Source organism: Streptomyces sp. NPDC086549 (assembly GCF_044746205.1).
Classification (GTDB): Bacteria; Actinomycetota; Actinomycetes; order Streptomycetales; family Streptomycetaceae; genus Streptomyces.
The window spans coordinates 1-26,457 of the sequence record NZ_JBIVBS010000017.1; the positions used below are offsets into that span (position 1 = coordinate 1).

At 70.5% G+C, this 26,457-nt stretch carries 26 protein-coding genes and 1 rRNA gene; 21 read left to right on the forward strand and 6 right to left on the reverse strand.

The genetic code is table 11. The features are described from left to right. From rrf to ACIPSA_RS39210, 10 genes are all read left to right on the forward strand, one after another. Nucleotides 1-97 (forward strand): 5S ribosomal RNA (rrf, locus tag ACIPSA_RS39165); the annotation flags it as partial. A 72-nt stretch (nt 98-169) separates the two neighbouring features. Then, nucleotides 170-814, forward strand: coding sequence for an HAD family hydrolase (locus ACIPSA_RS39170; protein WP_402643844.1), 645 nt, complete (start codon nt 170-172; stop codon nt 812-814). 69 nt (nt 815-883) lie between these two features. After that, entirely contained in the window at nt 884-1,624 is a 741-nt protein-coding gene (locus tag ACIPSA_RS39175) for a VC0807 family protein (RefSeq protein ID WP_402643847.1), read from the forward strand. Nucleotides 1,625-1,717: 93 nt separating this feature from the next. Next, nucleotides 1,718-2,935 (forward strand): MFS transporter, encoded by a 1,218-nt coding sequence (locus tag ACIPSA_RS39180; protein WP_402643850.1) that lies wholly within the window; start codon nt 1,718-1,720, stop codon nt 2,933-2,935. After that, nucleotides 2,886-4,058, forward strand: coding sequence for an acetoin utilization protein AcuC (locus tag ACIPSA_RS39185; protein ID WP_402643852.1), 1,173 nt, complete (start codon nt 2,886-2,888; stop codon nt 4,056-4,058). The genes ACIPSA_RS39180 and ACIPSA_RS39185 overlap by 50 nt, the downstream gene beginning before the upstream one ends. Before the next feature lie 304 nt (nt 4,059-4,362). After that, on the forward strand, nt 4,363-5,178 hold the full coding sequence (locus ACIPSA_RS39190; RefSeq protein WP_402643855.1) for a phosphatase: 816 nt from the start codon (nt 4,363-4,365) through the stop codon (nt 5,176-5,178). A 129-nt stretch (nt 5,179-5,307) separates the two neighbouring features. Then, nucleotides 5,308-5,520: a helix-turn-helix domain-containing protein gene (locus tag ACIPSA_RS39195; protein ID WP_004984898.1), complete on the forward strand. Its 213-nt coding sequence runs from the start codon at nt 5,308-5,310 to the stop codon at nt 5,518-5,520. Nucleotides 5,521-5,631: 111 nt separating this feature from the next. Next, nucleotides 5,632-5,730 (forward strand): 30S ribosomal protein bS22, encoded by a 99-nt coding sequence (locus ACIPSA_RS39200; protein ID WP_003948845.1) that lies wholly within the window; start codon nt 5,632-5,634, stop codon nt 5,728-5,730. 268 nt (nt 5,731-5,998) lie between these two features. Further along, complete coding sequence (locus tag ACIPSA_RS39205; protein ID WP_402643857.1) at nt 5,999-7,072, forward strand: NAD-dependent epimerase/dehydratase family protein; 1,074 nt, start codon at nt 5,999-6,001, stop codon at nt 7,070-7,072. Nucleotides 7,073-7,086: 14 nt separating this feature from the next. Beyond that, nucleotides 7,087-8,148: a lysophospholipid acyltransferase family protein gene (locus ACIPSA_RS39210; RefSeq protein ID WP_402643858.1), complete on the forward strand. Its 1,062-nt coding sequence runs from the start codon at nt 7,087-7,089 to the stop codon at nt 8,146-8,148. Between the two features lie 95 nt (nt 8,149-8,243). Here ACIPSA_RS39210 and ACIPSA_RS39215 read toward each other — a convergent pair whose 3' ends face one another. From ACIPSA_RS39215 to ACIPSA_RS39225, 3 genes are all read right to left on the reverse strand, one after another. Beyond that, the gene (locus ACIPSA_RS39215) at nt 8,244-9,482 is read right to left on the reverse strand and encodes a DUF5667 domain-containing protein (protein ID WP_402643860.1); all 1,239 of its coding nucleotides are present in this window, start codon (nt 9,480-9,482) and stop codon (nt 8,244-8,246) included. A gap of 334 nt (nt 9,483-9,816) precedes the next feature. Beyond that, nucleotides 9,817-10,599, reverse strand: a complete 783-nt coding sequence (locus tag ACIPSA_RS39220; protein ID WP_402643861.1) for an ECF subfamily RNA polymerase sigma factor, BldN family — start codon at nt 10,597-10,599, stop codon at nt 9,817-9,819. 447 nt (nt 10,600-11,046) lie between these two features. Beyond that, nucleotides 11,047-11,976 carry an HAD family hydrolase gene (locus tag ACIPSA_RS39225; protein ID WP_402643863.1) on the reverse strand — a complete coding sequence of 310 codons (930 nt, stop codon included), beginning with the start codon at nt 11,974-11,976 and terminating at the stop codon, nt 11,047-11,049. Between the two features lie 94 nt (nt 11,977-12,070). On the opposite strand from ACIPSA_RS39225, the gene ACIPSA_RS39230 reads away from it, so the two are divergent. The 9 genes from ACIPSA_RS39230 to hemB all read left to right on the forward strand — a co-directional run bounded on the left by ACIPSA_RS39230 (nt 12,071) and on the right by hemB (nt 21,658). Continuing rightward, nucleotides 12,071-12,355, forward strand: a complete 285-nt coding sequence (locus tag ACIPSA_RS39230; protein WP_402643865.1) for a glutaredoxin family protein — start codon at nt 12,071-12,073, stop codon at nt 12,353-12,355. Between the two features lie 310 nt (nt 12,356-12,665). Further along, on the forward strand, nt 12,666-13,427 hold the full coding sequence (locus ACIPSA_RS39235; protein ID WP_402643868.1) for a redox-sensing transcriptional repressor Rex: 762 nt from the start codon (nt 12,666-12,668) through the stop codon (nt 13,425-13,427). Next, a complete protein-coding gene (locus ACIPSA_RS39240; protein ID WP_402643871.1) occupies nt 13,424-15,217 on the forward strand; it encodes a glutamyl-tRNA reductase in 1,794 nt (597 codons plus the stop codon). The genes ACIPSA_RS39235 and ACIPSA_RS39240 overlap by 4 nt, the downstream gene beginning before the upstream one ends. Next, complete coding sequence (gene hemC / locus ACIPSA_RS39245) at nt 15,214-16,185, forward strand: hydroxymethylbilane synthase (RefSeq protein ID WP_402643874.1); 972 nt, start codon at nt 15,214-15,216, stop codon at nt 16,183-16,185. Before ACIPSA_RS39240 ends, hemC begins: the two co-directional genes overlap by 4 nt. After that, nucleotides 16,182-17,888, forward strand: coding sequence for a uroporphyrinogen-III synthase (locus ACIPSA_RS39250; RefSeq protein ID WP_402643876.1), 1,707 nt, complete (start codon nt 16,182-16,184; stop codon nt 17,886-17,888). The genes hemC and ACIPSA_RS39250 overlap by 4 nt, the downstream gene beginning before the upstream one ends. Before the next feature lie 271 nt (nt 17,889-18,159). Further along, entirely contained in the window at nt 18,160-18,429 is a 270-nt protein-coding gene (locus ACIPSA_RS39255) for a helix-turn-helix transcriptional regulator (RefSeq protein WP_402643879.1), read from the forward strand. Between the two features lie 114 nt (nt 18,430-18,543). Continuing rightward, complete coding sequence (locus ACIPSA_RS39260; RefSeq protein WP_402643882.1) at nt 18,544-19,392, forward strand: C39 family peptidase; 849 nt, start codon at nt 18,544-18,546, stop codon at nt 19,390-19,392. Further along, the gene (locus tag ACIPSA_RS39265; RefSeq protein ID WP_402643885.1) at nt 19,392-20,588 is read left to right on the forward strand and encodes a hypothetical protein; all 1,197 of its coding nucleotides are present in this window, start codon (nt 19,392-19,394) and stop codon (nt 20,586-20,588) included. Before ACIPSA_RS39260 ends, ACIPSA_RS39265 begins: the two co-directional genes overlap by 1 nt. 77 nt (nt 20,589-20,665) lie before the next feature. Continuing rightward, nucleotides 20,666-21,658, forward strand: a complete 993-nt coding sequence (gene hemB / locus ACIPSA_RS39270) for a porphobilinogen synthase (RefSeq protein ID WP_402643887.1) — start codon at nt 20,666-20,668, stop codon at nt 21,656-21,658. Nucleotides 21,659-21,695: 37 nt separating this feature from the next. On the opposite strand, the gene ACIPSA_RS39275 is transcribed toward hemB, so the two are convergent. Continuing rightward, nucleotides 21,696-22,463 (reverse strand): DUF4232 domain-containing protein, encoded by a 768-nt coding sequence (locus ACIPSA_RS39275; RefSeq protein WP_402643888.1) that lies wholly within the window; start codon nt 22,461-22,463, stop codon nt 21,696-21,698. A gap of 183 nt (nt 22,464-22,646) precedes the next feature. Between ACIPSA_RS39275 and ACIPSA_RS39280 the strand changes: the two genes are divergently transcribed. After that, nucleotides 22,647-23,996 carry a helix-turn-helix domain-containing protein gene (locus ACIPSA_RS39280; RefSeq protein WP_402643891.1) on the forward strand — a complete coding sequence of 450 codons (1,350 nt, stop codon included), beginning with the start codon at nt 22,647-22,649 and terminating at the stop codon, nt 23,994-23,996. Here the strand turns inward: ACIPSA_RS39280 and ACIPSA_RS39285 are convergent. Beyond that, complete coding sequence (locus ACIPSA_RS39285) at nt 23,939-24,196, reverse strand: hypothetical protein (protein ID WP_402643893.1); 258 nt, start codon at nt 24,194-24,196, stop codon at nt 23,939-23,941. The two genes, ACIPSA_RS39280 and ACIPSA_RS39285, sit on opposite strands and share 58 nt — an antisense overlap. Before the next feature lie 268 nt (nt 24,197-24,464). Here ACIPSA_RS39285 and ACIPSA_RS39290 point away from each other — a divergent pair, with 268 nt between their 5' ends. Then, nucleotides 24,465-25,676 (forward strand): PLP-dependent aminotransferase family protein, encoded by a 1,212-nt coding sequence (locus ACIPSA_RS39290; protein ID WP_402643894.1) that lies wholly within the window; start codon nt 24,465-24,467, stop codon nt 25,674-25,676. 13 nt (nt 25,677-25,689) lie between these two features. On the opposite strand, the gene ACIPSA_RS39295 is transcribed toward ACIPSA_RS39290, so the two are convergent. Continuing rightward, entirely contained in the window at nt 25,690-26,415 is a 726-nt protein-coding gene (locus ACIPSA_RS39295) for a DUF4253 domain-containing protein (protein ID WP_402643897.1), read from the reverse strand. Between the last annotated feature and the right edge of the window lie 42 nt (nt 26,416-26,457).

Genomic DNA, 26,457 nt, shown 5'->3' on the forward strand with positions numbered 1-26,457 from the left:
GGAAACGCCCGGTTACATTCCGAACCCGGAAGCTAAGCCTCACAGCGCCGATGGTACTGCAGGGGGGACCCTGTGGGAGAGTAGGACGCCGCCGAACAATTATTGAGAAAACCCCCGCACCTTTCGGTGCGGGGGTTTTCTGCGTTCACGACCGTCTAGGCTCGAATGCATGCGCTATGACCTCGTCATCTTCGACAACGACGGCGTCCTCGTCGACAGCGAGCCGATCTCCAACCGGCTCCTGGCCGCCTATCTGACCGAGCTCGGGCATCCGACCTCGTACGAGGACTCCATCCGTGACTACATGGGATCCGCGATGCACCGGATCCACGAGCTCGTCCAGGAGCGCACCGGTCAGCGGTTGCCGGAGGACTTCGACGATGTCTTCCATGCGCGCGTGTTCGCCGCGTTCGAGCGGGAGTTGAAGCCGGTGGCCGGTGCCGCCGACGTGCTGGGGAAGCTGGCGGCGGACGGGGTGCCGTACTGCGTGGCGTCCTCCGGGAGTCATGAGCGGATCCGGGTGGGGCACCGGACGACCGGGCTCGACCGCTGGTTCGATGAGTCGAGGATCTTCAGTTCGCAGGATGTGGGGCGAGGAAAGCCGGCACCTGATCTCTTTCTGTACGCGGCCGAGCGGATGGGGTTCGCACCGGAGCGGTGTGTGGTCGTGGAGGACAGCCCGCTGGGCGTGCAGGCGGCCGTGGCGGCCGGGATGGACGTGTACGGGTTCACCGCGATGACACCGGCGGCGAAGCTCGCGCGTGCCGGTCAACTCTTCTCTGACATGAGCGACTTGGCTTCCCTGCTGACCTGACAGATGTCATGCCGAGGCCTGGACGATCGTTTCTACTGCGGTACGGGCCCCCTCCGCGAAGCTGAGGGCATGACGACGAAGACGAGCAAGAAGAACCCCTTCGCCCCGCTGATCGTGGACGTGGCGGTGCCTCTCGGTTCGTACTACCTGTTCAAGGACGGCTTCGGGACGAGCACCTTCGCGGCGCTCGCCTGGAGCAGTGTGGTGCCGGCGGTGCGGACCGTGTGGGGCGTGGTCAAGGAGCGGAAGACCAACGGCCTGGCCGGCCTCATCCTGTTCGTCAACGTCGTCTCGCTGCTGCTCAGCTTCGTCTCCGGGGATCCGAGGCTGATGCTCGCCAAGGACAGCGGGATCAGCAGCACGATCGCCATCGGGATCCTGGTGTCCGTCGCGCTCGGGAAGCCGATGATGACCGCCGGCATGAAGCCCTTCCTGGTGAAGGGCGACGCGGCCAAGGAGGCCGCCTGGGAGCGGCTGGTGTCCGGGAGGGCGGCCGCGTCCGCGGCCTTCCTGCGCAAGGAGCGGGTGTTCTCCATCGTCTGGGGTCTGGTGCTGCTCGCCGAGTGCGTCGCGCGGGTCGTGGGTGCGTACACCGTCCCCGTGGACACCATGGTGTGGCTCGGCACGGTCATCATGGTCGGCGCGATGGCGATCGCCTTCGTCGTCAGTGGCGGGCTGGCCGTCGAGCCGATGGAGAGGATGCTGACCGCCGAGGTCGAGGCCGCCAGGTCCGAGACGCCCGAGGCTGCCAAGGCCGAGACACCCGCGGCCGCCAAGACCGAGATGCCCGAGGCTGCTGTCGCCGCCTGAGCCTTCGCCTGAGCCTCCGCTCGGTGAAGCTGAAGGAAATTCATCTTTGGCTGGATCTACCCACGGGTACCCCGGGGCCCTACGCTCGCCGCCATGACAGATGTGCTGCGGCGCGGTAGGGCCTCGCTGGCGTTCAGCTTCTTCGCTCAAGGTGCCACCTTCGCGCTGCTCGTGACGCGTATCCCGGCCATCCAGAACCGGTACGGCGTCTCCGACGCGCTGCTGCCCGTCTTCCTGGCCGCCGTGCCGATCCTCGCCGGTGTCGGCAGCGTGACGACCGAGCAGCTGGTGAAGCGAATACCGCCCAGCCGGCTGCTGCGCTGGTCCCAGCCGGTGGTGCTGCTGGCGTTGCTCGGGGCCGGGGCGGGCGGGCAGATGGCCGAACTGGGGCTGGCCCTGGCCGCCTTCGGGCTGGCCGTCGGTGCGCTGGACGCGTCGATGAACATGCTCGGGGTGAGCCTGCAGCGGACGTACGGGCGCAGCATCATGCTCAGCTTCCACGCGGTGTACAGCCTGGGCGGGATCGTGGGCGCCTCGCTGGCCTGGGTGGGGGCGCACTGGCATCTGGCGCTGTGGGTGTCGTACCTGCCGGTGGTGGCGGTGCTGTTGCCCGCGGCCCTTGTGGCGAGCCGGTGGTATGTCGACGGGGAGCCGGCACCGGTGGGCGAAGACCAGGGGAAGGCGGCGGGCGGGGGTGTTGTCTTCAAGCTGCTCCTGCCGCTGTGCCTGGTGATGACGTTCGCCTATATCGGGGACTCGACCGTCTCCAACTGGAGCGCGAAGTACCTGAAGGACGTGCTGGGGAGCTCGGAGCAGCTGGCGACGGTTCCGTACAACGTGTACATGGTGACCACGCTGGTGGGGCGGTCCATCGGAGACTTGGGGGTACGGCGGTTCGGGGCGGTGGCGGTCGTACGGCTGGGGGCGCTGGTGGCGGCGGTCGGGTTCGCCGTGGTGTCCGCGGCGCCGGACGCCTGGGTCGGGATGCTCGGCTTCACCCTGCTGGGGCTGGGGTTGTGCGTGCTCGTGCCGCAGACCTTCGCGGCGGCGGGGCGGCTGTTCCCGGGGGCGTCGGACGCGGCCATCGCACGGCTCAACATCTTCAACTACGTCGGGTTCCTGGTCGGTTCGCCGTTGGTGGGGGCGTTGGGAGACTCGTGGAGCTATCGCGGGGCCATGCTTGTGCCGATGGTGTTGGTGCTGGTGACGTTGGTGTACGCCCGGTCGTTCGCCGCTCAACCGGACCGATACCGTGGCGGGCATGAGCGGCCGCGCACAGCTGATGTGGGACGAGGCAGTAACGGGCTATGACTTCGGCCCGGACCATCCGATGGATCCGGTCCGGCTGGAGCTGACCCGGAAACTGGTGGGGGCCTTCGGGCTCGACCGGGACGTGGAGGTCGTCGCGGCGAAGCCGGCGGGGGAGTCGACGCTTCGGCTCGTCCACCGGCAGGACTACATCGAGGCGGTGAAGGCCGCGTCGGCGGATCCGGGGTCCGCGCGCGGGGCGTACGGGCTGGGGACGATGGACGATCCCGCGTTCGCCGGGATGCACGAGGTGTCCGCGCTGATCGCCGGGCAGTCGGTGGGGGCCGCGGAGGCCGTGTGGCGCGGGGACGCGTTGCACGCGGTGAACTTCGCGGGTGGGCTGCACCATGCGATGCCCGGCGGCGCGTCGGGGTTCTGCATCTACAACGACGCTTCGCTGGCGATCGCGCGGCTGCTGGAGCTGGGGGCCGAGCGGGTCGCCTATGTGGATGTCGACGTGCACCACGGGGACGGTGTGCAGGCTGCGTTCTGGGAGGATCCGCGGGTTCTGACGATCTCGCTGCACGAGCATCCTCGTACGTTGTTTCCGCAGACCGGGTGGCCGGAGGAGACCGGGGCGGAGGCGGCGGAGGGCTCTGCCGTGAACGTGGCGCTGCCCGCGGGGACCGGGGACGCGGGGTGGGTGCGGGCGTTTCACGCGGTGGTGCCCGAGCTGCTGGCCGGCTTCCGGCCGCAGGTGCTGGTGACTCAGCACGGGGCCGATACGCACTTCGAGGATCCGTTGGCTCATCTCGCCGTTTCGCTGGATGCGCAGCGGGCTGTGCAGATGGCGTGTCATGACCTGGCGCACGAGTACGCGGACGGGAAGTGGGTCGCGCTGGGTGGGGGCGGATACGCGGTGGTGGAGGTGGTGCCGCGGTCGTGGACGCACCTGGTGGGTATCGCGGCGGGGCGGGAGATCGCGCCCGAGACGGTGATTCCGGAGGGGTGGCGGCAGGAGGTCTTCGCTCGTACGCGGCAGTTGGCGCCCGGGCGGATGACTGATGGGCGGTGGCCTGTGTCCTGGGCGGAGTGGGAGTCGGGGTACGACCCCGCTGATCGCTTGGATCAGGCTGTGCTGGCCACGCGGCGGGCGGTGTTTCCTTTGCGGGGGTTGTTGGCGTAGGGGGTGGGGGTTGTGGGTGGTTGTGGGTGGTTGAGGCGTGCGGGTGGGGGCGGGTGGGGTTTCTCGCCCCCGCCGCCCCTACCCTTCCCATCCCCAGGGGCTCCGCCCCTTCGACCCCGCACCCGGGGGCTGCGCCCCCAGACCCCCGCTTCGGCCTGGACGGCCTCGTCCTCAAGCGCCGGACGGGCTGGGTGATCTGGGCCTTGGCCGTAGGTGATGGTCTGCAGCGAACCGTTACGCCAACCGTGCGGTCTTCCCTTCGTTCCCGCCCAGCCCCGGTCCCCCGTCCGTCACCATCGCATCCGTGTTGAGCACCCGATCCTTTCGCGCGCATCTTCTTGACGCTCGTCTTGCCGGGGCCGTGGCGACGACCCGGGAGGCGAGTCTGCGGAGTTATCGGCTCTTCGCCGCTCGTGATCCGCGGGTGCTGATCGGTATCGATCCCGAACAGTCTTGGGATGTGCGAGATTTGATCGGGCTGATGGCGGACAGGTGTGGAGTTTCGGCCGATCCCGCATACACATCAGGGCATGATGTGATCGACCCAGAGCTGACCCTGACGGCGCTGGAGGCCTTCGCGGAGCGGCTCGCCGAGGTTGCCCAGCGCAGGGCGCCCGTGTTGTTCGGCACCGGGCACCCGCATCGGCTGCTCGGGTTCTACGCCGAGTTGGCAGACGCGTTGTCGGCGGCGGGGTGTGAGGTCCTCACCCCTGCGCAGGGTCGCTGTGTCGACATAACGACCCGGTTCGGTCTACGTACGCACAACCTTGATTACGTACGAGGCGTCGCGCTGGTACGGGTGCTCGACGCGGAACGCCCCGGTTGTGAGCCCGGCGCACACACGCATTCACCGCTCCCGGTTCGTACCGCGCTGGCCGCGGCGGCGGAGGCCGGCGGGCCGTTGCCCGAGCTGGTGGTCGGCGACCACGGATGGGTCTGCGGAGCAGGTCAGCTGGGGTTTGAGGCCATTGGGCTCGCGGATACGGATGACCCCGCGCTCTTTGTGGGGGAGGCCGAGGGGGTCGTGTCCGTCGTCGTTCCGGTTGATGACGCTGTGCGGTCTGATTACTACCGCCCGCTTACCCGCTACGTACTCAATCGAGCGTGTCTGTCACAGTAGGCCGCCGATGGGTGCACCTCTTCCCCACTCGCATCACCCGCCCCTACATTGGGGAGTGAGCACGCAACGACGAAGAGTCACCGGAAGGGGAAGCCGGTGGCCGTCGAGTGCGGAAGGTTCAGGTGTGTCATGGCTGCAGCTGGCGAGAGGCCTCTGAACGAGGTTCAGTTCCTTACCGTGGCGGAGGTCGCCTCGGTGATGCGAGTGTCGAAGATGACCGTGTACCGGCTGGTGCACAGCGGTCATCTGCCCGCGATTCGGGTGGGGCGGTCCTTCCGCGTCCCCGAGCAAGCGGTACACGAGTACCTCCGCGAGAGCTATGTGGGGGTGGAGACAGCCTGACGAACCCCTCGATTACGACCTCAGCGCTCGGGCGGGTAGGCTGGCCCCTCGTAGGTCGTATGGGCCCATGGCGCCCAAACACCGAGTGATGAGAAGTGAGCGAGGGTAGTCGTGGGCTCTGTTATCAAGAAGCGGCGCAAGCGGATGGCCAAGAAGAAGCACCGCAAGCTGCTCAAGCGCACGCGCGTTCAGCGTCGCAACAAGAAGTAAGCGACGCCGCGAAAGCGTGTTCGCGTGGCCCCCCACCGCTGCCGGTGGGGGGCCATCGTCGTATGCGGCGCCGTATCGGAGGCCGCATCGGAGGCCGTATCGCCGTGTCGGAGTCCGTATCGGTGTCATATGCGGACGGGCGAAACTCGTCACTTCGTGCATCAGGGGGTCATCACAGCGCAACACCAACCCGCTAAGTTGGCCGCACACGGGGAACGCGGCAGGCTACGAGCGGCAAAACGCCGAGGGCGGAAGGAAGGCGCTGATCTTGGGGAAGGTCGTGCTCGTGACCGGAGTGGCCCGTCAACTGGGGGGCCGGTTCGTACGACGGATCCAGCGTGACCCACAGGTGGACCGGGTCGTCGCCGTGGACGCGGTGCCGCCCGAGCACCATCTGGGCGGGGCGGACTTCATCCAGGCCGACATCCGGCAGCCCACCATCGCGCGCGTGCTCGCCGAGACGGCCGCCGACACGGTCGTCCACATGGACGTGACCGGCACCGCGCTGGGCAGCGGCAGCCGTACGACGGTCAAGGAGACCAACGTCATCGGCACCATGCAGCTGCTCGGGGCGTGCCAGAAGTCCCCGACCGTGAAGCGGCTGGTGGTGAAGTCCAGTACGAACGTCTACGGGTCCGCGCCGCGGGATCCGGCCGTCTTCACCGAGACCACCCCGGCCAAGTCGCTGCCCAGCGGTGGCTTCGCGAAGGACACGGTGGAGGTCGAGGGTTACGTGCGCGGGTTCGCCCGGCGGCGGCCCGATGTCGCCGTGTGCGTGCTGCGGTTCGCGAACATCCTGGGGCCGACCGCGGACACGCCGCTCGTCTCCTACTTCTCGCTGCCGGTCCTGCCGACCGTGCTCGGCTACGACCCCCGGCTGCAGTTCGTGCACGAGGACGACGTGATCGAGGTGCTGCGGATCGCCTCGCACGAGCCGGAGCGGGGCACGCTGAACAGCGGCACCTTCAACATTGCCGGAGACGGCGCCCTGCTGCTCTCGCAGTGCTCCAGGCGCCTGGGCCGCCCTACGGTGCCGCTGCTGCTGCCTGCGGTCACCTGGGCCGGTTCCCTGGTCCGTACGCTGGGCATGACGGACTTCTCGCCCGAGCAGATCCGGTTGCTGACACATGGCCGGGTCGTGGCGACGGACCAGATGCGCGAGACGCTGGGATTCAAGCCGAAGTACACGACTGCTGAAACGTTCGCGGACTTCGCTCGCAGCCAGGGTCCCGGACTGCTGCCGCCGGAGGACATCGCGGGTGCGGTCGACCGGATCGCCGCGCTGTCCCTGCCGGGCAGCGGCCACTCCCCGACGCAAGCCCCGACGCAGAGCGCCAACTGAGGAGCGCATCAACGATGGCGGATGCCAAGGTCATTCCGTTCGACGACGACCGGACGCGCGGGAGCGCCGTACAGCGGCCGTCGCGGCGTCGGAGCGCGGGGAGTCGGCGCAAGGGCGGCGAGCCCGCGCTGGTCCGTGAGGTCCAGCCCCTGCCCAGCACGGCGCCCGCGCAGGATGATGTTCCCGTGACCCGTGAGGAACAGCTGCCGCAGCAGCAGCCGCAGCGGCCGCACGACGGCGGCCTGGAGAAGCGCGTCGCGAGCGGCCTCGCGTTCCTGCGCCGCCGCCTCACCGGGGACTACGACGTCGACGACTTCGGCTACGACGAGGAGCTCACCGACCAGGTCCTGATGTCCCTGCTGCGCCCGGTGTACGAGAAGTACTTCCGGGTCGAGGTGAAGGGCATCGAGAACATCCCGGCCGAGGGGGGCGCCCTGATCGTCGCCAACCACTCCGGGACGCTGCCGCTGGACGGCCTGATGATGCAGGTCGCCGTGCACGACCATCACCCGGCGGGCCGTCACCTGCGGCTGCTCGCGGCCGACCTGGTCTTCGTGCTGCCGGTGGTCAACGAGCTGGCGCGCAAGCTGGGGCACACCCTGGCGTGCTCGGAGGACGCCGAACGGCTCCTCGGGCAGGGTGAGCTGGTCGGGGTGATGCCGGAGGGCTTCAAGGGCATCGGGAAGCCCTTCGGCGAGCGCTACAAGCTCCAGCGGTTCGGCCGGGGCGGCTTCGTCTCCACGGCGCTGCGCAAGGGCACGCCGATCATCCCCTGCTCGATCGTCGGGGCGGAGGAGATCTACCCCATGATCGGCAACGCGAAGACGCTCGCGCGCGTGCTGGGCTTCCCGTACTTCCCGCTGACGCCGACCTTCCCGTGGCTGGGGCCGCTCGGGGCGATCCCTCTCCCCACGAAGTGGACGATCCAGTTCGGCGAGCCGATCCCGACGGACGGCTATCCGCCGGAGGCGGCGGAGGACCCGATGCTCATGTTCAACCTGACGGACCAGGTCAGGGAACAGATCCAGCACACGCTGTACAAACTGTTGGTGCAGCGGCGGTCGGTGTTCTTCTGAGGGCGTTCTGAGAGTTGTGCTTCTGAGAGTTGTGGTTGTACGGCAACGGGGGTGCCCCTCCTGAAAGGGGCACCCCCGTTGCCGCAGCCGACGGTCTAGCTCGCGTCGTCGCTGTCGATGCCCAGGCCGGGCAGGAGGCCCGGGAGGAGCGGTGGGAGTGTGACGTCCGGCGCTGTGGTCGGGGTCTTGCTGGTGGACGGGGAGGCGCTGCCGCTGCTCTTCGGCGGGTCGAGCAGGCCGCCCGTGCTGCCTCCGATCAGGCCGTCGCTCTCGCTGCCGGAGGCCGAGCCGCTGGGGCTGCCGGTGCTGGAGTGTCCGCCGGCGGAGGATTCGCTGCCGGCGGAGGGCGCGGTCGACCGGTGGGTGCCGGAGGAGCCGGTGGACGCCGAGCCGGAGCCCTGCTGCTTGCCGCTGCCTCCCTGGGCGGGGGGCTGCGGGAGCAGGGACTGCAGCGGGGCGACCTCTTCGTCTATGGCGTCGAACACCGACGACACCTGGTCGCTGACGTCCCCGAGCTGGACGGGCAGCTTGTCGCGGAGCGCGCCCCACGCCTCACGGTGCGACCGCGAGAAGGCGGAGAGGGCCTGGATGGGGCCCAGGGACTCCGGATCGCGCTCGTACGCCGCGTGCAGCAGGCGGTGGCCCTCGGTGACGTCTTGCTGCACGCCGGACAGGGTGCGGCGGATCTCGCCGATGGACTCGTGGTCCAGGGGGCCGCTGCGCCCGCGCTCCATCAGCCGCCGGGTCTCACTCAGCCTGGTCGAGGCCTGGTCGAGGTAGGTCTGGCCGCGCTCGTCGTCGCCGTCGGTCAGGTAGTTGAGCTTGAAGTCCTCGATGCCGCGCTTGAGTCCGTAGAGCGAGTCGCCGGGCAGGGCGTCGGAACTCGCCGCGGCCACTCCGCCGAAGGCCCCGGCGGCCACGCCGACGCTGAGCCCGCCGGCCGCGAGGCCCTTGGTCAGCCGTGAGCGCGGTCGCAACTTCCCCAGCGGGCTTGCCCGGTGGGCGCCCTTGGCCCGGTGGGAACGCGGCTCGGGCACCGAAGGATCCGCCGCCCCGCCCAGCGTGCCCTCCCGGAGCATGGCCTCCATCGCGGCCACGAGCTGGGCTCGCTGGACGACCTTGACCTCCGGGTCGAGCTCTGGCTTGGGCAGCGCGCCGAGACCGGCGGCGAGGGCCAACAGCTGGCCCTGCTCGATCCGTTCCACAGCGGTCGGGACCGGTGGCGACGCTGCCGAGCTCTCGGACTGCTCGGCCGCCGTGTCCCGGTCGGACTGCTCCTCCAGGGCCTGGGCGAAGGCGTTCGCCCGCCGGTGTGCCGATACGTTCGCGATCACTGGCGGCACCTCCTCTCGTCATGACGGTCGACTCCCCAGGGGGTCCTGAGGGTTGCACGCCCCGACCACTTCCACACGATCGAGTGATCAGGGTCGGCCAGGACGTGACCACAGGGAGCCTGTATCCCGCACAACGACTGGCGCGGCACTTGGGTTACGGACGGAGGATGAGCGGATCGGAAAGTCAACAGGCTTTCACGGAACGTTAGTTGAGCGTCACTCACAGTGCCCGAACGGTGGCGGCACGATGGCGGCACAGTGGCAGTACGGTCGCAGTACGGCGGTCGCGCGCCGGCCGCGCGCTGGCCGAACGGCAGGCGCGCGAAGGCTGCCGTCAGCGCGCGTCGTCCGGCAGGAGCCGGGCGAGGGTGCGCACGGCGCGGTACTGGAGGGTCTTGATGGCGCCCTCGTTCTTGCCCATCACGCGGGCGGTCTCGGCGACGGACAGACCCTGGAGGAAGCGGAGCGTCACGCACTCCTGCTGCTGGGGATTGAGCCGTCGTACGGCGTCCAGCAGAGCGGCGTTGGAGAGGGACTCCAGGACGGAGTCCTCCGGGGAGCGCTCGACCTCGTTGGCGTCGAGCATCTCGCCGGTCGTCACCTCCAGCCGGAAGCGGCTCGACTTGAAGTGGTCCGCGACGAGGTTGCGGGCGATGGTGACCAGCCAGGCGCCGAAGTCGCGGCCCTGCCAGGTGAAGGTGCCGATGCGCCGCAGGGCGCGCAGGAACGTCTCACTGGTGAGGTCCTCGGCGGTCGCCTTGCCGCCGACGCGGTAGTAGATGTAGCGGTACACGGTGTCGCTGTACTGGTCGTACAGGCGGCCGAAGGCCTCGGACTCGCCGGCCTGGGCGCGCTCGACGAGGTCCATCATCCGGGCGCTGTCGCTGTCCGCGGCCGGGCGGCGTGCCGTGGCCGCGTTGCCGGCGGAGCGGCCGCGTCTGCCGACCGCGGCGCCGCCGTCGGCCAGTGCGTAGCACGGGCCCGCGGGCGCGACGGTGGCGAAGGCGGGGACGGTGGACGCGGTGGGGACCAGGCCGCGCATGAGTTGTTGGACCGTCGCGACCGTTGCGCGCAGCGTAGCCAGGCCCGAGGCGTCAACCCCGACGTGTGGGTACACGGGACTCCCAGAGGCAGAGCTTCCATCACGTGCAGTGCGGAACCTTTCACCCGTCGTAGCGACGGATGGGCACCGGATTGCGTCCCAGGAGAATAACGCTTCGTGCAGGCACTGCTACACCCAGTTGCTCAAATCATCGATTACGTCGCTTCCGTAACCGTTTGATGCCCTCTCAAGTGTCGTGGAGTGACCGTTTGTTGATCGGGAAAGTGCGAGTTCCTGCGGAGCTGGGGCGTGTTGGGTGCCAGGGCGGTGATGGTCGGGTGTCCGGGGTTGGGGCCGGGCGGGGGTGGGGTGCGCAGCCCGGCGCTACGGGGTGCCGCTGCACCCACCCGTGCCGCCTGGGGGTCCCCCCAGGCCCTTAAGGCACTGGGGGAGGCACGACTGCCCGCAGCTACAGGGCTACGGCACGACTGCCCGCAGCTACGGGGCTACGCGGCTACAGCACTACCGGCGGCGGCGGTGCAGGGCGATTGCCGCCGCCGTGCCGCCCGCCACCGCGCCGACCCCCGCCGCCGCCGGGATGCCGACCTTGGCCGCCTTGCGGCCCGTGCGGTAGTCGCGCAGGCGCCAGTCCTTCTCACGGGCGTGCTTGCGGAGCTTGGAGTCGGGGTTGATCGCGTAGGGGTGACCGACGAGGGAGAGCATCGGGATGTCGTTGTGGGAGTCGCTGTAGGCGGCGCAGCGGGCGAGGTCCAGTCCCTCCGCCGCGGCCAGCGCGCGGACCGCCTCCGCCTTGGCCGGGCCGTGCAGCGGCTCGCCGACCAGCTTGCCCGTGTAGATGCCGTCGACGGACTCGGCGACCGTGCCCAGGGCGCCGGTGAGGCCCAGGCGGCGGGCGATGACCCCGGCGATCTCGACGGGTGCGGCCGTGACCAGCCACACCCGCTGGCCGGCGTCCAGATGGGCCTGGGCCAGCGCCCGGGTGCCCGGCCAGATGCGCTCGGCCATGTACTCGTCGTAGATCTCCTCGCCGATCGACTGGAGCTCGGCGACGCGGTGGCCCTTCACGATCGACAGCGCGGAGTCGCGCGCGTCCTGCATGTGCTCGGGGTCCTCGACCCCGGCCAGCCTGAACCAGGCCTGTTGCCAGGCGAACCTGGCGAGGTCGCGGGTCTCGAAGAACTTCCGCTTGTACAGGCCGCGGCCGAAGTGGAACAGCGCGGCGCCCTGCATCACGGTGTTGTCCAGGTCGAAGAACGCGGCGGCCTGGTCGTCGCCGAGCACCGGGAACTCCGGTTCCTCCTCGGGAACGCCGGAAACACCGGAGACGTCCTGTGAGGACTTGCGCGCTGCCTCAGCCGAGGCCTCGCCTGCCAACACGCTCCGCGCCGTGGCGGAGCGCCTACGGGGAGTGAGCCATCCGAGAGCGGCCATGGCGTGAGCATAGCCAGTTTGTTCGGTGGTTCCGGAGTCCGGAGGTTTGGACGCTGTGAACTCTCCGCGACCGCGCCGTTAAAGAAGCGGGAGAATGGCCGGCATGAGCCCCATCTTCCGCAAGAAGACACCGGCCCCCGAGGACCGGCTCGTCACCCTGATCCGCAAGCCCGGCTGCCATCTGTGTGATGACGCACAACTCGTGGTGGAGAAGGTGTGCGGTGATCTCGGTGTGCCCTGGGAGCAGAAGGACATCACCCAGGACGCGCAACTGCACGACCAGTACTGGGAACAGATTCCGGTCGTACTCGTCGACGGTGAACAGCACACCTTCTGGCGTGTGAACGAAGGGCGGCTCCGCAAGGCACTGACTGCCTAGCCCGATCCGCAAGACACTGACCGGCCAGTCCAAAGTGGCCGGGAAATTCGCTTAGGATCGACCGCGACTTGGGCTGGGGGGCGGGGTTCGTCGAGGAGAGTGTGCGGTTTTGCCCCCATCAGGAGAGGGAGTCCGGTGCCTGTGTGCCGGTTCCGCGCGACTGCGCCGGGGGCGCGTGACCCCGGTCACGTTCGCCGGGCAAATCGGACACCATCTTTGTGCACGCGTTCACAAAGACATAGCCTGCTGTCGACGGGGCGGTCTGGGTACGTGTGACCGCCTACAGCCCCGCTCTACCCGCAGGAGCACCGTGGCAACTGGCCGAACTCACCGACCGGCGACCCGTAGCCGAGGGATTCCCGAGGCCACCGTCGCCAGGCTTCCGCTGTACCTCCGAGCCCTGACGGCACTCTCGGAGCGCTCGGTACCCACGGTCTCCTCCGAGGAGCTGGCCGCGGCGGCGGGGGTCAACTCCGCGAAGCTGCGCAAGGACTTCTCCTACCTGGGTTCCTACGGAACGCGCGGTGTCGGCTACGACGTCGAGTACCTCGTCTACCAGATCTCCCGCGAGCTCGGTCTGACCCAGGACTGGCCGGTCGTGATCGTCGGTATCGGTAACCTCGGTGCGGCCCTCGCCAACTACGGCGGGTTCGCCTCCCGTGGCTTCCGCGTCGCCGCGCTCATCGACGCCGACCCGGCGATGAAGGGCAAGCCCGTCGCCGGCATGCCCGTCCAGCACACCGACGACCTTGAGCGGATCATCAAGGACAACGGCGTGTCGATCGGCGTGATCGCCACCCCGGCCGGTGCCGCCCAGCAGGTCTGCGACCGCCTGGTCGCCGCCGGGGTCACCTCCATCCTGAACTTCGCGCCGACCGTGCTGACCGTCCCGGACGGCGTCGACGTGCGCAAGGTCGACCTCTCCATCGAGCTGCAGATCCTCGCCTTCCACGAGCAGCGCAAGGCCGGCGAGGAGGCCGCCCCCGGCAGCGGGGCGCCGGTCGCCGCAGAGCGCAAGGACTCCAGCGACCAGGGGCCCGACGGGGACGTACCCGCCGTGATGCCGGCATGAGTCTCCTCGTCGTCGGGCTGAGCCACCGCAGTGCCCCGGTCAGCGTCCTGGAGCGGGCCGCGCTGAACGGGGAAGCCCAGAACAAGCTGCTCCACGACACGGTCGCCGCCGAACCGGCCACCGAGGCCGCGGTGCTCGCCACCTGCAACCGCATCGAGCTCTACGCCGACGTGGACAAGTTCCACGCCGGTGTCGCCGAGCTGTCCACGCTGCTCGCCCGGCACAGCGGCGTCGGCCTGGAGGAGCTCACCCCGTACCTCTACGTGCACTACGAGGACCGGGCCGTCCACCACTTCTTCTCGGTGGCCTGCGGACTGGACTCGATGGTCGTCGGCGAGGGCCAGATCCTCGGCCAGATCAAGGACTCCCTGGCCAAGGCGCAGGATCTGCACTCCGCCGGCCGCCTGATGAACGACCTGTTCCAGCAGTCCCTGCGGGTCGGCAAGCGCGCCCACTCGGAGACCGGCATCGACCGCGCCGGGCAGTCCCTGGTCACCTTCGGCCTGGAGCAGCTGGCCGCGGGCACCGATGTGCAGACCTGGGCCAAGGGCAAGAAGGCCCTGGTCATCGGCGCCGGCTCGATGTCCTCGCTGGCCGCCGCGACGCTCGCCCGCGCCGGGGTCGCCGAGGTCGTCGTCGCCAACCGCACCTTCGACCGCGCCGAGCGCCTCGCGCAGATCCTCGCCGAGAGCCCCGACACGGACGTGACGGCCCGCGCGGTACCGATGGACTCGGTGCCGTCCGAGCTGACACGTGCCGACATCGCCGTGTCCTGCACGGGGTCGACGGGCCTGGTGCTGACGGCGGAGGCGGTCGCGGCGGCCGTCGAGGGCCGTACCGGCGAGCCCGTCGGCGGGACCGGTGAGGGCTCTCGTACGGCGGCGAAGACGGACGTACGTACGGACGTACCGACGGACGGACGAAAGGCGCCGCTGCCGCCCACCAGCCTGGGCACCGAGGACGGCTGTCCGCTGGACCTCTCCGCCGTACAGGCCACCGCGGGCTTCTCCGTGCTCGGCGAGGCCGCCGTGGCCGGAATGGCCGCCGCCGAACTGGAGCAGCACGCGGCCTGGGTGGACAACGGAGCCCCGGAAGCCCCCGGCCGCGACCGGCGCACGCCCGCCGCGACGGGTGCCGGAGCGGCGCTCGACCCGGCGGACGAGGCCGAGGCGATCGCCGCCCTGGCCGCCGCCGCGGTGGCCGTCGGCCGCATCCCCGAGCGTCGCAGGCCCGAACCGGTCGCCGAGATCCCGCGCCCGGCGCCCGCGCTCTTCCTCCTCGACCTCGCCATGCCCCGCGACATAGACGCGGCCGTGCACCGGCTGGCCGGGGTGCGGCTGGTGGACATCGAGTCGCTGGCCGAGGCGGCGGCGGACGCGCCGATGGCGGCCGACGTGGACCAGGTCCGGCGTATCGTCTCCGACGAGGTCGCGGCCTTCGGGGCGGCCCAGCGGGCCGCGCACATCACGCCCACCGTGGTCGCCCTGCGCACCATGGCCGCCGACGTCGTCGCGAACGAGATCACCCGGCTCGACGGACGGCTGCCCGACCTGGACGAACGCCAGCGCGGCGAGATCCGGCAGGCCGTGCACCGCGTCGTCGACAAGCTGCTGCACGCGCCGACCGTACGGGTCAAGCAGCTCGCGGCCGAGCCCGGCGGCGCCGGGTACGCGGACGCGCTGCGCACCCTGTTCGACCTCGACCCGGAGACGGTGGCCTCCGTCTCCCGCGCCGAGGACAGCACCGACAAACAGGCCGAGAACCAGGCCGAGAACCGAGGGCCAGCATGAGTACCAAGGCACTGAGGCTGGGGACCAGGCGGAGCAAACTCGCCATGGCCCAGTCGGGGCAGGTGGCGGACGCCGTGAGCCAGGTGACCGGACGGCCCGTCGAGCTCGTCGAGATCACCACCTATGGCGACACCTCCCGTGAGCACCTCGCCCAGATCGGCGGCACGGGTGTGTTCGTCACGGCGCTGCGTGACGCGCTGCTGCGCGGCGAGGTCGACTTCGCGGTTCACTCGCTGAAGGACCTCCCGACCGCGCAGCCCGCGGAACTGGTGCTGGCCGCCATTCCCGAGCGCGAGGACCCGCGTGACGTGATCGTCGCCCGGGACGCACTGAAGTTCACCGACCTCCCGCGGGGTGCCCGCATCGGCACGGGTTCGCCGCGCCGCATGGCGCAGCTGAACGCGTACGCGCGCAGCCACGGGCTGGACATCGAGACGGTCCCGATCCGGGGCAACATCGACACCCGCATCGGTTTCGTGCGGGACGGCGAGCTGGACGCGGTCGTGCTGGCCGCGGCCGGCCTCAACCGCATAGGCCGGATCGACGAGGTGACCGACTTCCTGTCGGTCGACACGGTTCTGCCCGCCCCCGGCCAGGGGGCACTGGCGATCGAATGCAGGGCGGGGAACACCGCCGAAGACACTGCTCTGATCGCCGCGCTCGGCGAGCTCGACGACCCGTTCACGCGGGCCGCCGTGACCGCCGAGCGATCACTGCTCGCCGCCCTGGAGGCCGGCTGCAGCGCCCCCGTGGGCGCGCTGGCCGACTTGTTGGCCGACGGGCAGATTGTCAAAGAAATGCGCCTGCGCGGCGTCGTCGGCACGACCGACGGTTCCCGCACGGTGCAGCTGTCCACCACCGGTCCCGTGCCCGGCACGTACGAGCAGGCAATGGCACTCGGTCGCGAACTCGCCACCGAGATGCTTGCCCAGGGCGCGGCCGGTCTGATGGGGGAGCGAGCACATTGAGCCCCACCACCCTTCCCGCCGGTCCGGAACACGGGCACGTCACCTTCCTCGGTGCCGGACCCGGGGATCCGGGACTGCTGACTCTGCGCGCCGTGGAGGCGCTGGCGAACGCGGACGTCCTGGTCGCCGAGCACGAGGTGCTCGACGTGGTCCGCACGCACGCCAGGCAAGGCGTCGCGGTCGTGCGTACGGACACGGATCCTTCGTCGGACACGCATCCGGGCGCGGGCACGCCGCAACTGACGGTTGTTGACGGTGCGTCAACAACCGCAGCCGGCCCGTCCGTGCGGGATGCGGCTCATCTTGTCATGGAGGCCGCGCGGGGCGGCAGGCGGGTCGTGCGTGCGGTGTCCGGGGACCCCGGGCTCGACGCGTACGCCGCCGAGGAGATGCTGGCGTGCGTCGCCGCCGGGGTGCCCTTCGAGGTGGTTCCCGGTGTCGCGGCCGCGGTCGGTGTACCCGCGTACGCCGGTGTGCCGCTGCGGGACGCGCAGGGCGCGGACGTCCGGTTCGTGGACGCCCGTACGGCGTCGGACCGGTGCTGGACGGAGGTGGGCGCGTCGGACGGCACGGTCGTCGTCTCGACGACGCTGGACTCCGTGGCCGCGGCCGCGGGCGAGCTGGTGGCCGCCGGCCGCAAGCCGGACACTCCGATGACGGTCACCGTCGCCGGTACGACGACCCGGCAGCGCACCTGGACCGCCACCCTCGGCACCATCGCGCAGACCCTGAAGCAGGCGAAGGTCCTGCCGTCCGCGGACGGCGGCCGACCGGTGATAGCCGTGGTCGGTGAGCGTTCCGCCGCCGCCCAGCGCGACCAGTTGTCGTGGTTCGAGTCCAAGCCGCTGTTCGGCTGGAGAGTCCTCGTGCCACGTACGAAGGAGCAGGCGGCGTCGCTCTCCGACCAGCTGCGGTCGTACGGGGCCGTGCCGCACGAGGTGCCGACGATCGCCGTCGAGCCGCCGCGCACGCCCCAGCAGATGGAGCGGGCGGTCAAGGGTCTGGTGACCGGCCGCTACGAGTGGATCGCCTTCACCTCGGTCAACGCCGTCAAGGCGGTCCGGGAGAAGTTCGAGGAGTACGGCCTCGACGCGCGCGCCTTCGCGGGCATCAAGGTCGCGGCGGTGGGTGAGCAGACGGCGAGGGCGCTGGTCGCCTTCGGTGTGAAGCCGGACCTGGTGCCGTCGGGTGAGCAGTCGGCCGCGGGCCTCCTGGAGGACTGGCCGCCGTACGACCCGGTCTTCGACCCGATCGACCGAGTCTTCCTGCCCCGGGCCGACATCGCCACGGAGACGCTCGTCGCCGGCCTCATCGAGCTGGGCTGGGAGGTCGACGACGTCACGGCGTACCGCACCGTGCGGGCCTCGCCGCCGCCGGCCGAGACCCGGGAGGCGATCAAGGGCGGCGGCTTCGACGCGGTCCTGTTCACCTCCTCGTCCACGGTCCGGAACCTGGTGGGCATCGCCGGCAAGCCGCACAACATCACGGTGATCGCGTGCATCGGCCCGGCGACCGCGAAGACGGCCGAGGAGCACGGCCTGCGGGTCGACGTGATGGCGCCGGAGCCGTCGGTGCACAAGCTGGCGGAGGCGCTGGCGGACTTCGGGCTGAAGCGGCGGGCCGCCGCCCTGGAGGCCGGGGATCCGGTCACCCGGCCGAGCGAGCGCAGGCCGGGGGCGCGGAGGCGGCGGTCGACGACCTGATCCCGTGCTGATTGTGCGGGGGTGTTGAGGTCGGGCGGCCGTGAGGCCGTCAGGCCGTGAGGTGTGGGATGGCGGAGCGTGCCCCGGGGGCATGCTCCGCCGTCGTGCGTCGGTGGCCGGGGCGGGTGGCGGCCGCGGTGCGCGGCGGCCGGGCTGCGTGGCGGCCGGGCTGCGTGGTGCAGACCATAAAGATCCATTGCGGTCACAGCTTCTCCACATATCTTTTCGCTATGTCCATGCCAATGGTGGACCGTGCGGTGAGGGGGAGTGCATGCCTGGTCAGGGTCTGCCGTTCGAGGGGGTGGTCGCGGGGCACCGCCGAAGGGCGCGGCTCCTGTGGCGCCTCAGCTCGCGCCAACGTCAGGTCGCCGAACTGGTGGCGGGCGGACTCTCCGATCCGGAGATCGCCCGGATGCTCTCCATCAGTCCGCGTACGGCGCGGGCCCATGTGGCCGACGTCCTGCGGCACCTGGAGGCGACCAGCCGGGTGGAGATCGCCTGCGCCATCGTACTGGCCCAAGTGAGCGGGTTTTTGGGCTGAGTTACTCGTGAGTAACTGGCTGTCCGGCCAATTGTGGCGCTGGGGTGCGAGCGCGTTCACTCTCCCTTGACCTAGATCAACAACTGTTGATCGCAAACCAAGGGGAACCGCACCATGATGTCCGAAGCCCACCAGCGCACCTCGCCTGCGGGCAAGCGCCGCCGCCTTCTCACCATCTCCTGCGCCCTGGCCGCCACCCTGCTGAGCGCCGGCATCGCGACCGGCCCGGCGTTCGCCGCCGACGACTCCGACAGCGCGGACGACACCGACGCGTCGTCCACGGAAATGGCCACCACGAACTCGATCTCCGGCGCACTCCTGGACGACGGCAGTGTGACCGACTCCACCACCCTTCCCGTGGCCAAGGCGATCGCGCTGGTGAGGGAAGAGGCCGAGCTGTCGGACGACGACGGTGACTCCGACGCCGCCGTGGCCGCCTCCACCACCTTCAAGACCCTCAGCATCACCACCCAGATGCAGCAGAAGGCCTACTGGTGCGGCCCCGCCGCCGGACGCGCGACCCTCACGGCATTCGGCGTGACCAAGTCGCAGTCGACGCTGGCCTCCGACATGAAGACCAACAGCAACGGTACGTACGCCAGCAAGATCCCGGCCGTGCTGCGCAACTACGAGAGCCGGAACCCGTACCTGGACACGACGGGCACGAGCAGCGCGAAGAACCTCTTCGCCCGTCTCAAGACCGATGTGAACACCTACAAGGCACCCATGATCCCGCTGGTGGAGGGCTACGCCCTGCCTCTGTGGAAGCGCAACGGCTTCCATGGCATGCACTTCATCACCCTGTACGGGTACGGCAGCGACGGTGTCACGATCAAGTACTTCGACCCGGTCGACGAGAACTCCCTGTACGGCCGTCACACGGTCAACAGGAAGGACGTGTACACCGCCATGAACGCCAGCTACACCGGCGACGGCAAGGCCGACAACGAGCTGGTGTGGTAGTGACCCTGCGCTCGCGGCTGGTGCCGCTGCTGTGCGCAGCGGCGGCACTGCTGTCGTCGGGATGCGACAGCAGCGCGGCGGCGGCCGGAGGCTCGGCCGCGCCCACGGCGTCGCGGGCCTCCCTGCGGCTGAAGGAGGTTTCCCCGCCGCCGCGAGCGCTGGCGAAACTCCAGCCCGACAGAACCCTCGGCATGCCCAGCGGCTGGAACATCGACGGCTACGGCGTGGTCGGCTCCGGGAAGGACCTGGCCTTCATGGCCACGCGTACCGCCAAGGCGTCGTCCGGCGGCGGGGTGACCGAGACCTGGGTCGTGGACTCCGACAGCGGCCGGGTGCGGCGCTTCCCGCAGATCAACTCCCACTGGTCTCCGAGCACCGACGCCCTGGGGGCCGGCTGGCTGCTGCGGGTGGAGAGCCGGCAGCTCGACGGCACGGCCTGCGGCGAGGAGGCATCCGGGACCGCGGACTGCTTCAGCTGGCGGCTGTACGCCCAGTCCCTGTCCTCGTCGAAGCCGCGCCTGCTCGCGCAGTCGGCCCACCCGGGGCACCAGAGCAGGGTTCCCCACCCGCTGGCCGACGGGGGATCCTTCGTGTGGGAACAGGGAACGACCGGCCGAAAGTACGGCGTCTTCCGCTGGGCTCCGGGCGCCGCCAAGGCGGTGCGGCTGCTGACCCGCTCAGCCCTGGGCCAGCTCGACGTGGACGGCGGCACGCTGTACCTCACCGAGGGCAGATCCACGGCCGACGGCGCGGAGAGCATCCGTACCACCTACCGCGTCGGCACCGGGCAGCCGGCGGTCGCCCGGCGGGTGGCCGGGTTCACCGGCAGCGGAAGTTTCGCCATCCACGGCGGGCGCGTCGCGTACTTTCCGCACTCCGACGACAAGAGCGGAAGGATCCGGGTCCTGACGCTGGGCGGCAGGACCGCACCGGTCGACGTGGGCGCCCCGCTGCAGGGCTTCTACACCGTCGACTGGATCAGCGGAAACCGCCTCGTCACCTGGGCCATCAGCGGATACGCCCTGGCCGATCTGCGGCACCCCCGCACGTCCACCGTCTTCGGCCCCGACGCGGTCGGACTGGGAGTGCCGAGGACCTTCGGGAACACGCTGTACCTCGTCTACGACCCCTATCAGTACGCGCAGTCCAGGGGAACGAAGCCGACGGTCCTCGCCTGGCGGCACTTCTCGTCCTGAGGCGTCGTGCGCCCGCCGGACCCGGCCCGACTGCGCGTCGGCAAAGGCACGGGTCCGGCGGGCGTAGCGTAGAGCGCATGACGAAGTACGGATCCTTCCCCGGTACGCGTCCCCGGCGGCTGCGTACCACTCCCGTGATGCGCCGCATGGTCGCCGAGACCCGGCTCCACCCGGCCGACTTCATCCTCCCCGCGTTCGTCCGCGAGGGCGTGAGCGAGCCCGTGCCGATCGCCGCCATGCCCGGAGTCGTGCAGCACACGCGGGACAGCCTGAAGAAGGCGGCCGCGGAGGCGGTCGAGGCGGGGATCTCCGGGATCATGCTCTTCGGCGTGCCCGAGGAGTCGAAGAAGGACGCCCTCGGGACTCCGGGGACCGATCCGGACGGGATCCTCCAGGTTGCGATCCGTGACGTGCGGGCCGAGGTCGGGGACGAGCTGCTGGTCATGTCCGACCTGTGCCTCGACGAGACGACCGATCACGGGCACTGCGGTGTGCTCGACGAGCACGGCCGCGTCGACAACGACGCCACCCTCGAGCGCTACGCCGAGATGGCCCAGGTGCAGGCCGACGCGGGCGCCCATGTCGTCGGGCCCAGCGGGATGATGGACGGCCAGATCGGGGTCGTCCGGGACGCCCTCGACCAGATCGGCCGCGAGGACGTCGCGATCCTCGCCTACACCGCCAAGTACTCCTCCGCCTTCTACGGCCCCTTCCGGGAGGCCGTCGCCTCCTCGCTCAAGGGCGACCGCAAGACGTACCAGCAGGACCCCGCCAACTGGCGCGAGTCGATGCGGGAGCTGGCCCTCGACCTGGAGGAGGGGGCCGACATGGTGATGGTGAAGCCCGCCGGGCCCTACCTCGACATCCTGGCCCGCGTCGCCGACGCCGTGGACGTGCCGGTCGCCGCCTACCAGATCTCCGGCGAGTACTCGATGGTCGAGGCCGCCGCCGAGAAGGGCTGGGTCGACCGCGACCGGGCCATCTTCGAGACGCTGACCGGCATCAAGCGGGCCGGCGCGCGGAACATCCTCACCTACTGGGCCACCGAAGTGGCCCAGAAGCTGGCGTAGTTCACCAGGAGGCTCGTGAGCCGGCTCGCCGGTCGGTTCACCAGCCGGCGATGTCGTCCTGGCTCTGCTGCCAGTACGTCACCTTCAGCGAGCTGTCGTAGTACACGCCCTTCGTGGGCAGCGACGGTATGGCGGACGCGCCGCCGCTGCTGTTGGGCGTCTTGCCCTGGAAGGCGACGGTCAGCTTGTGGCCCGTCGTGCCGCCGTCGCCGCTTCCGTCGGCGGACGAGAGCAGGACGGCCGCGTAGCCGGACTCCCCGGGCGCGAGGGTCGTCACGGCCTGCGGGTGGGTCGCCTCGTCGGCCTGCGGCGCCCACTGCATCTCGTCGAAGCGCAGGATCGGGTAGTACGTCAGGTCGCAGTACTTCGAACCGGTGTTCTTGACCGTGATCAGCATGTGGTTGAGCGGCCGGGACACCAGCTGCGCGGTGACCCGGGTGTTGGAGCCGTTGCACAGGACGCGGTTCTTCGGGGCCGACGCGTCCGAGGCACCGCCCGACGACGAGGAGCCCGAGCCGCCGGAGCCGGATCCCTTCGAGCCCGAGCCCGAGCCCGAGCCCGAGCCCGAGGACGACGAGGAGCCCTTGGCGGATCCGGAAGAACCCGAAGAGGAGCCCGAACCCGTCGTGCCGTCGGCGGGCGTCGCCGTGCCCTTGTCGTCAGTGGTGGTGGCCGCCGTGGAGGAGGACCGCGCCGCGCCCTCGTCCTTGGTCCCGGTCCCGTCCTGGCCGTTGCACGCCGTGAGCGCGAGGGCGGCGAGGGCGACTCCGGTGACGGCGAGCAGCGGGGTACGGCGGGTACGCATGGCATGTCCTCTTTCGAGTGGTGGGTGGTGTCGTGCTTGGATGACCGCAGCCTGCGGGGCGATCCGTCCCGCCTGCCACACCCGGCGGGCATTCGGGGACGCTGGAATGCTCACAGCGGCTTTGACCTGGGGAAACAGACCCTCCCTGGAACGCGGGGATGGGACACGGGGGAGGGAAGAAGAATGCCGGAGGGCACTGCGGGAGCCTCCGCGGCGGCCGGTTTCGCCGAGCTGCTGCGGGAGTTGAAGGACCGCTCGGGGCTCAGCTACGGCGTGCTCGCCAAACGGCTCCACATGAGTACGTCGACGCTGCACCGCTACTGCAACGGGGATGCCGTACCGACGGACTACGCACCCGTGGAACGCCTGGCCCGCCTCTGCAAGGCCGCGCCGGAGGAACTGGTCGAACTGCACCGGCGGTGGGTGCTGGCGGACGCGATGCGGGGGCGGAAGGCAGACGTTCCCTCGGCCGAGCCCGTACCAGGGGAGTCGGCGGGGCCGGGGGAGCCGGCGGGGCCGGAGGAACCCCCGGAGCCGGAGGAGCACCAAGAGCCGGAGGAGCCCCAGGACCAGGCGACCCCGGTCCCGACGGACACGCGTCGTCGCACCCGCACCGCCCTCGTCGCCGCTGTCGCCGTCGCCGCCGTCCTCGGTGCCGTCACGCTGGCGGTGAACCTCCGGTCGGACGGTTCGGACGACACGCACGGCGGTCCCGTCGCGGCGGCTGCCTCGGAGCAGGGCCGGAACACGGGCGGCACGCACTCCGCGACGGCACCGGACGACAGCGCCTCGCCGTCCACGTCGGCCTCCGCCTCCGCCTCCGCCTCATCCTCGCCTTCGTCCTCCGGCTCCGCCTCCCCGGCGGACGAGCGGGACGAGCCGGGGACCCGAGGCAAGGCCCAGGCCGGTGAGAGCACCACCGCACCGCCCCTGACCGTCGCCACCCAGCCGTACACCTGGGACAGCCCCTGCACCGCGCGCTATCTGATCGACCGTCCCCCGACGAAGGTGGCCCCGCCGCCGACCGAGAACGACGCGACGGCCTGGGTGGCAGCGCACGGCGCCGTCTCCTCGGGGGAGCAGTACGTCACGCTCACTGTGCAGGGCACCGGCAAGGAGACCGTGGTCGTCGAGAGTCTGACCGTCCGCAGCGACAAGCGCTCGCCCCTCGCCTGGAACGACTACGCCATGGCCTATCCGGGCGTCGGCTGCGGCGGTGGCGTCCCGACCCGCTCCTTCACCGTCGCCCTCGACGCGGCTCGCCCCGCCGTCGTGCCGGAGGCCGGGCACCGGAACTTCCCGTTCAAGGTGAGCGAGTCCGACCCGGAGGTCTACTACATCCGAGCCGACGCCTCAGCGTACGACGTGAGTTGGTACCTGGAGCTGACCTGGTCCAGCGGCTCCCGCCACGGCACGCTCCGGATCGACGACCACGGCCGGCCGTTCCGCACGAGCGGCAACAACGGGCGGCCCGCCTACGAGTTCCCGCTGGGCGGCTCGGGCTGGGTCAAGGAGGGCACCACCAAGTTCTGAGCGCCCTGGGAGCCTTGGGAGTTCTGGGAGTTCTGGGAGTTCTGGGAGCTCTGGGAGTTCGTGCGGTCGTGCCGGGAGACCGAGGACGGTCCCTCGTCGCGTACGCCCTGTCCGTCCCTGCACGCCGTGAGGGTGAACGCCGCGACCAGCGCGAGCGCGACGGCGGCGAGCGGGCGGGCCGGTGCGGGGCGTGCGGGCATGGGGGGTCTCCTGGTCGGGAGTGGTCGGTGCGGCTTCAAGCCTGTCCGGCGGCTCCCGTCCGCTGCCACCTCTGGCGGGCGATTCGGGACGCCCGGACCGGGACCAGGCCTCTGAACTGCGAAAACGACATCCTCCGGGACGGCGTTCCGGGACGCCGACGCCCCAACCGGGCGTCCGGATCGCGGAATTACCAGTGTAGACGGCACCCATTTTCCTAGGCTGCGGGCAGGACACCACCTGGTACCCGCGGCCGAAGGAGCCATTGTCATGACCCTCGCTGAGCCCGCTCCACTCACCACCCCGCACGCCCCCGTCCCGTCCCTCGCCACGCGAGCGAGTACGGTCGGCGGCTCCCCCGTGCGCGACATCCTCGCGGTCACCGCACGCCCCGAAGTGATCAACTTCGCGGGCGGCCTGCCGGCACCGGAACTGTTCGACCGCGAGGGCATCGCGGCCGCGTTCCGCGAGGTGCTGGAGCAGACGCCGGAACGGGCTCTCCAGTACTCCACGACCGAGGGCGAGCCCGCGCTGCGGGCCGGGTTGGCGGCGCGCATCACGGCACGGGGTCTGCCCACGGCCGCCGACGACCTGCTGATCACGACCGGCTCGCAGCAGGCGCTGTCCCTCCTGGCCACGGCACTGATCGACCCCGGGGACACCGTCCTCGTCGAAGACCCCTGCTATCTGGCGGCACTTCAGGTCTTCGGGCTCGCGGGCGCACGCGTCCTGCCCGTGCCGACCGACCACCGGGACGGAGTGGACCCGGAGGCCCTGGAGGAACTGGTGGCGCGTGAACGCCCCAAGCTGCTCTACCTGGTGCCCACCTTCCAGAACCCCACCGGCCGCACCATGCCCACCGTCCGCCGTGCCGCCGTGGCCTCGGTCGCCGCCCGGCACGGCCTCTGGATCGTCGAGGACGACCCGTACGGCGAGCTGCGCTACGAGGGCGACCGGGTGCCGTGGATCGCCACCCACCCCGGCGCCGAGGACCGGGTCGTGCTCCTCGGCTCCTTCTCCAAGGTCATGGCTCCCGGCATACGCCTCGGCTGGCTACGGGCGCCCGAACACCTGCGGCGCGCCTGCACGGTGGCCAAGCAGGCGGCCGACCTGCACACGCCGACCGTCAACCAGCTGGCGGCGGCACGGTACCTGGACGTGCTGGACGGCCATGTGGCGAAGGTGCGGGCCGTGTACGGCGAGCGGCGCGACGCGATGCTCGCCGGGCTGGCCGACGCCCTGCCGGAGGGCTCGGTCTGGAACCGCCCCGAGGGCGGCATGTTCCTGTGGGCCCGGCTGCCGGACTCGTACGACACCACGGCCCTGCTCCCCGAGGTGGTGAAGCAGGACGTGGCGTACGTCCCGGGCGCGCCCTTCTACGCAGGCGCCCCCGACCGCTCGACCCTCCGCCTGTGCTTCGTGACCCAGACACCGGAGGAGATCGGTGAGGGGCTGCGGAGGCTGCGGAGGGGCATCGGCTAGCGGGAGGCGGGAGTCAGTCCCACCAGAAGGACCAGGTGGGCGCGCCGACCAGACGCTTGGCGTACTCCTGGAGGTCGTCTCCGGTCTCGTCCGGGCAGAACGCGAAGTGCTCGACGGCGACGGCCTCCGCCTCGGCCGGCGTGGCGGGCGGCGCGGCGACCGAGACGACCAGTCCGGCATAGGAGAGCGCGACGACACGTATGCCGAAGCGGTCCTCCCAGGAGCGGAGTACGGCACAGAGCCGGGCCACGTCGTTCTCGTAGTTGAGGGGACCGGACCAGCCGAAGGCCGCGGGGATGTCGGCGGAACGGCGGGCCGGTACGAGGGCCAGCCGGTAGTCGGTGATCCTGGGGGCCTTGTCGAGCAAGGAGGCGACGGCCTCGGCGGCCCGCTTCTCGGGGTCCGCATCGGGCGTCCCGGCGGGTGCGAGTCCGGGCCACTCGTCCCAGGCCTCGGCCAGCACCTCCTCCGGGTCGTGGTCCCCGGGGTACGACGTCTCCTCGGGGAGCAGCTCCCAGTTCTCCGGGCCACCCAGGTCACCGCCGGCATCCATGAGCAGCGGGAGGAGCCCGGCCGCACGTGGGGTGTGCTGGAGCGCGGTCCAGCCGCTGGGCGACGCGGGGCCGTCCGCGCACCACAGCAGCTCGTCGATCACACGCCCGGGAGGAAGCCGAAGCCCCAGCGAGCGGCCGCTCGGGTCGGTCGCCAAGGTGGGCAGCGGGTTGGGAAGAGTCGCCATGCCTGTGACTGTAGGCGCAGGCACTGACAGTGGTTACTTGAG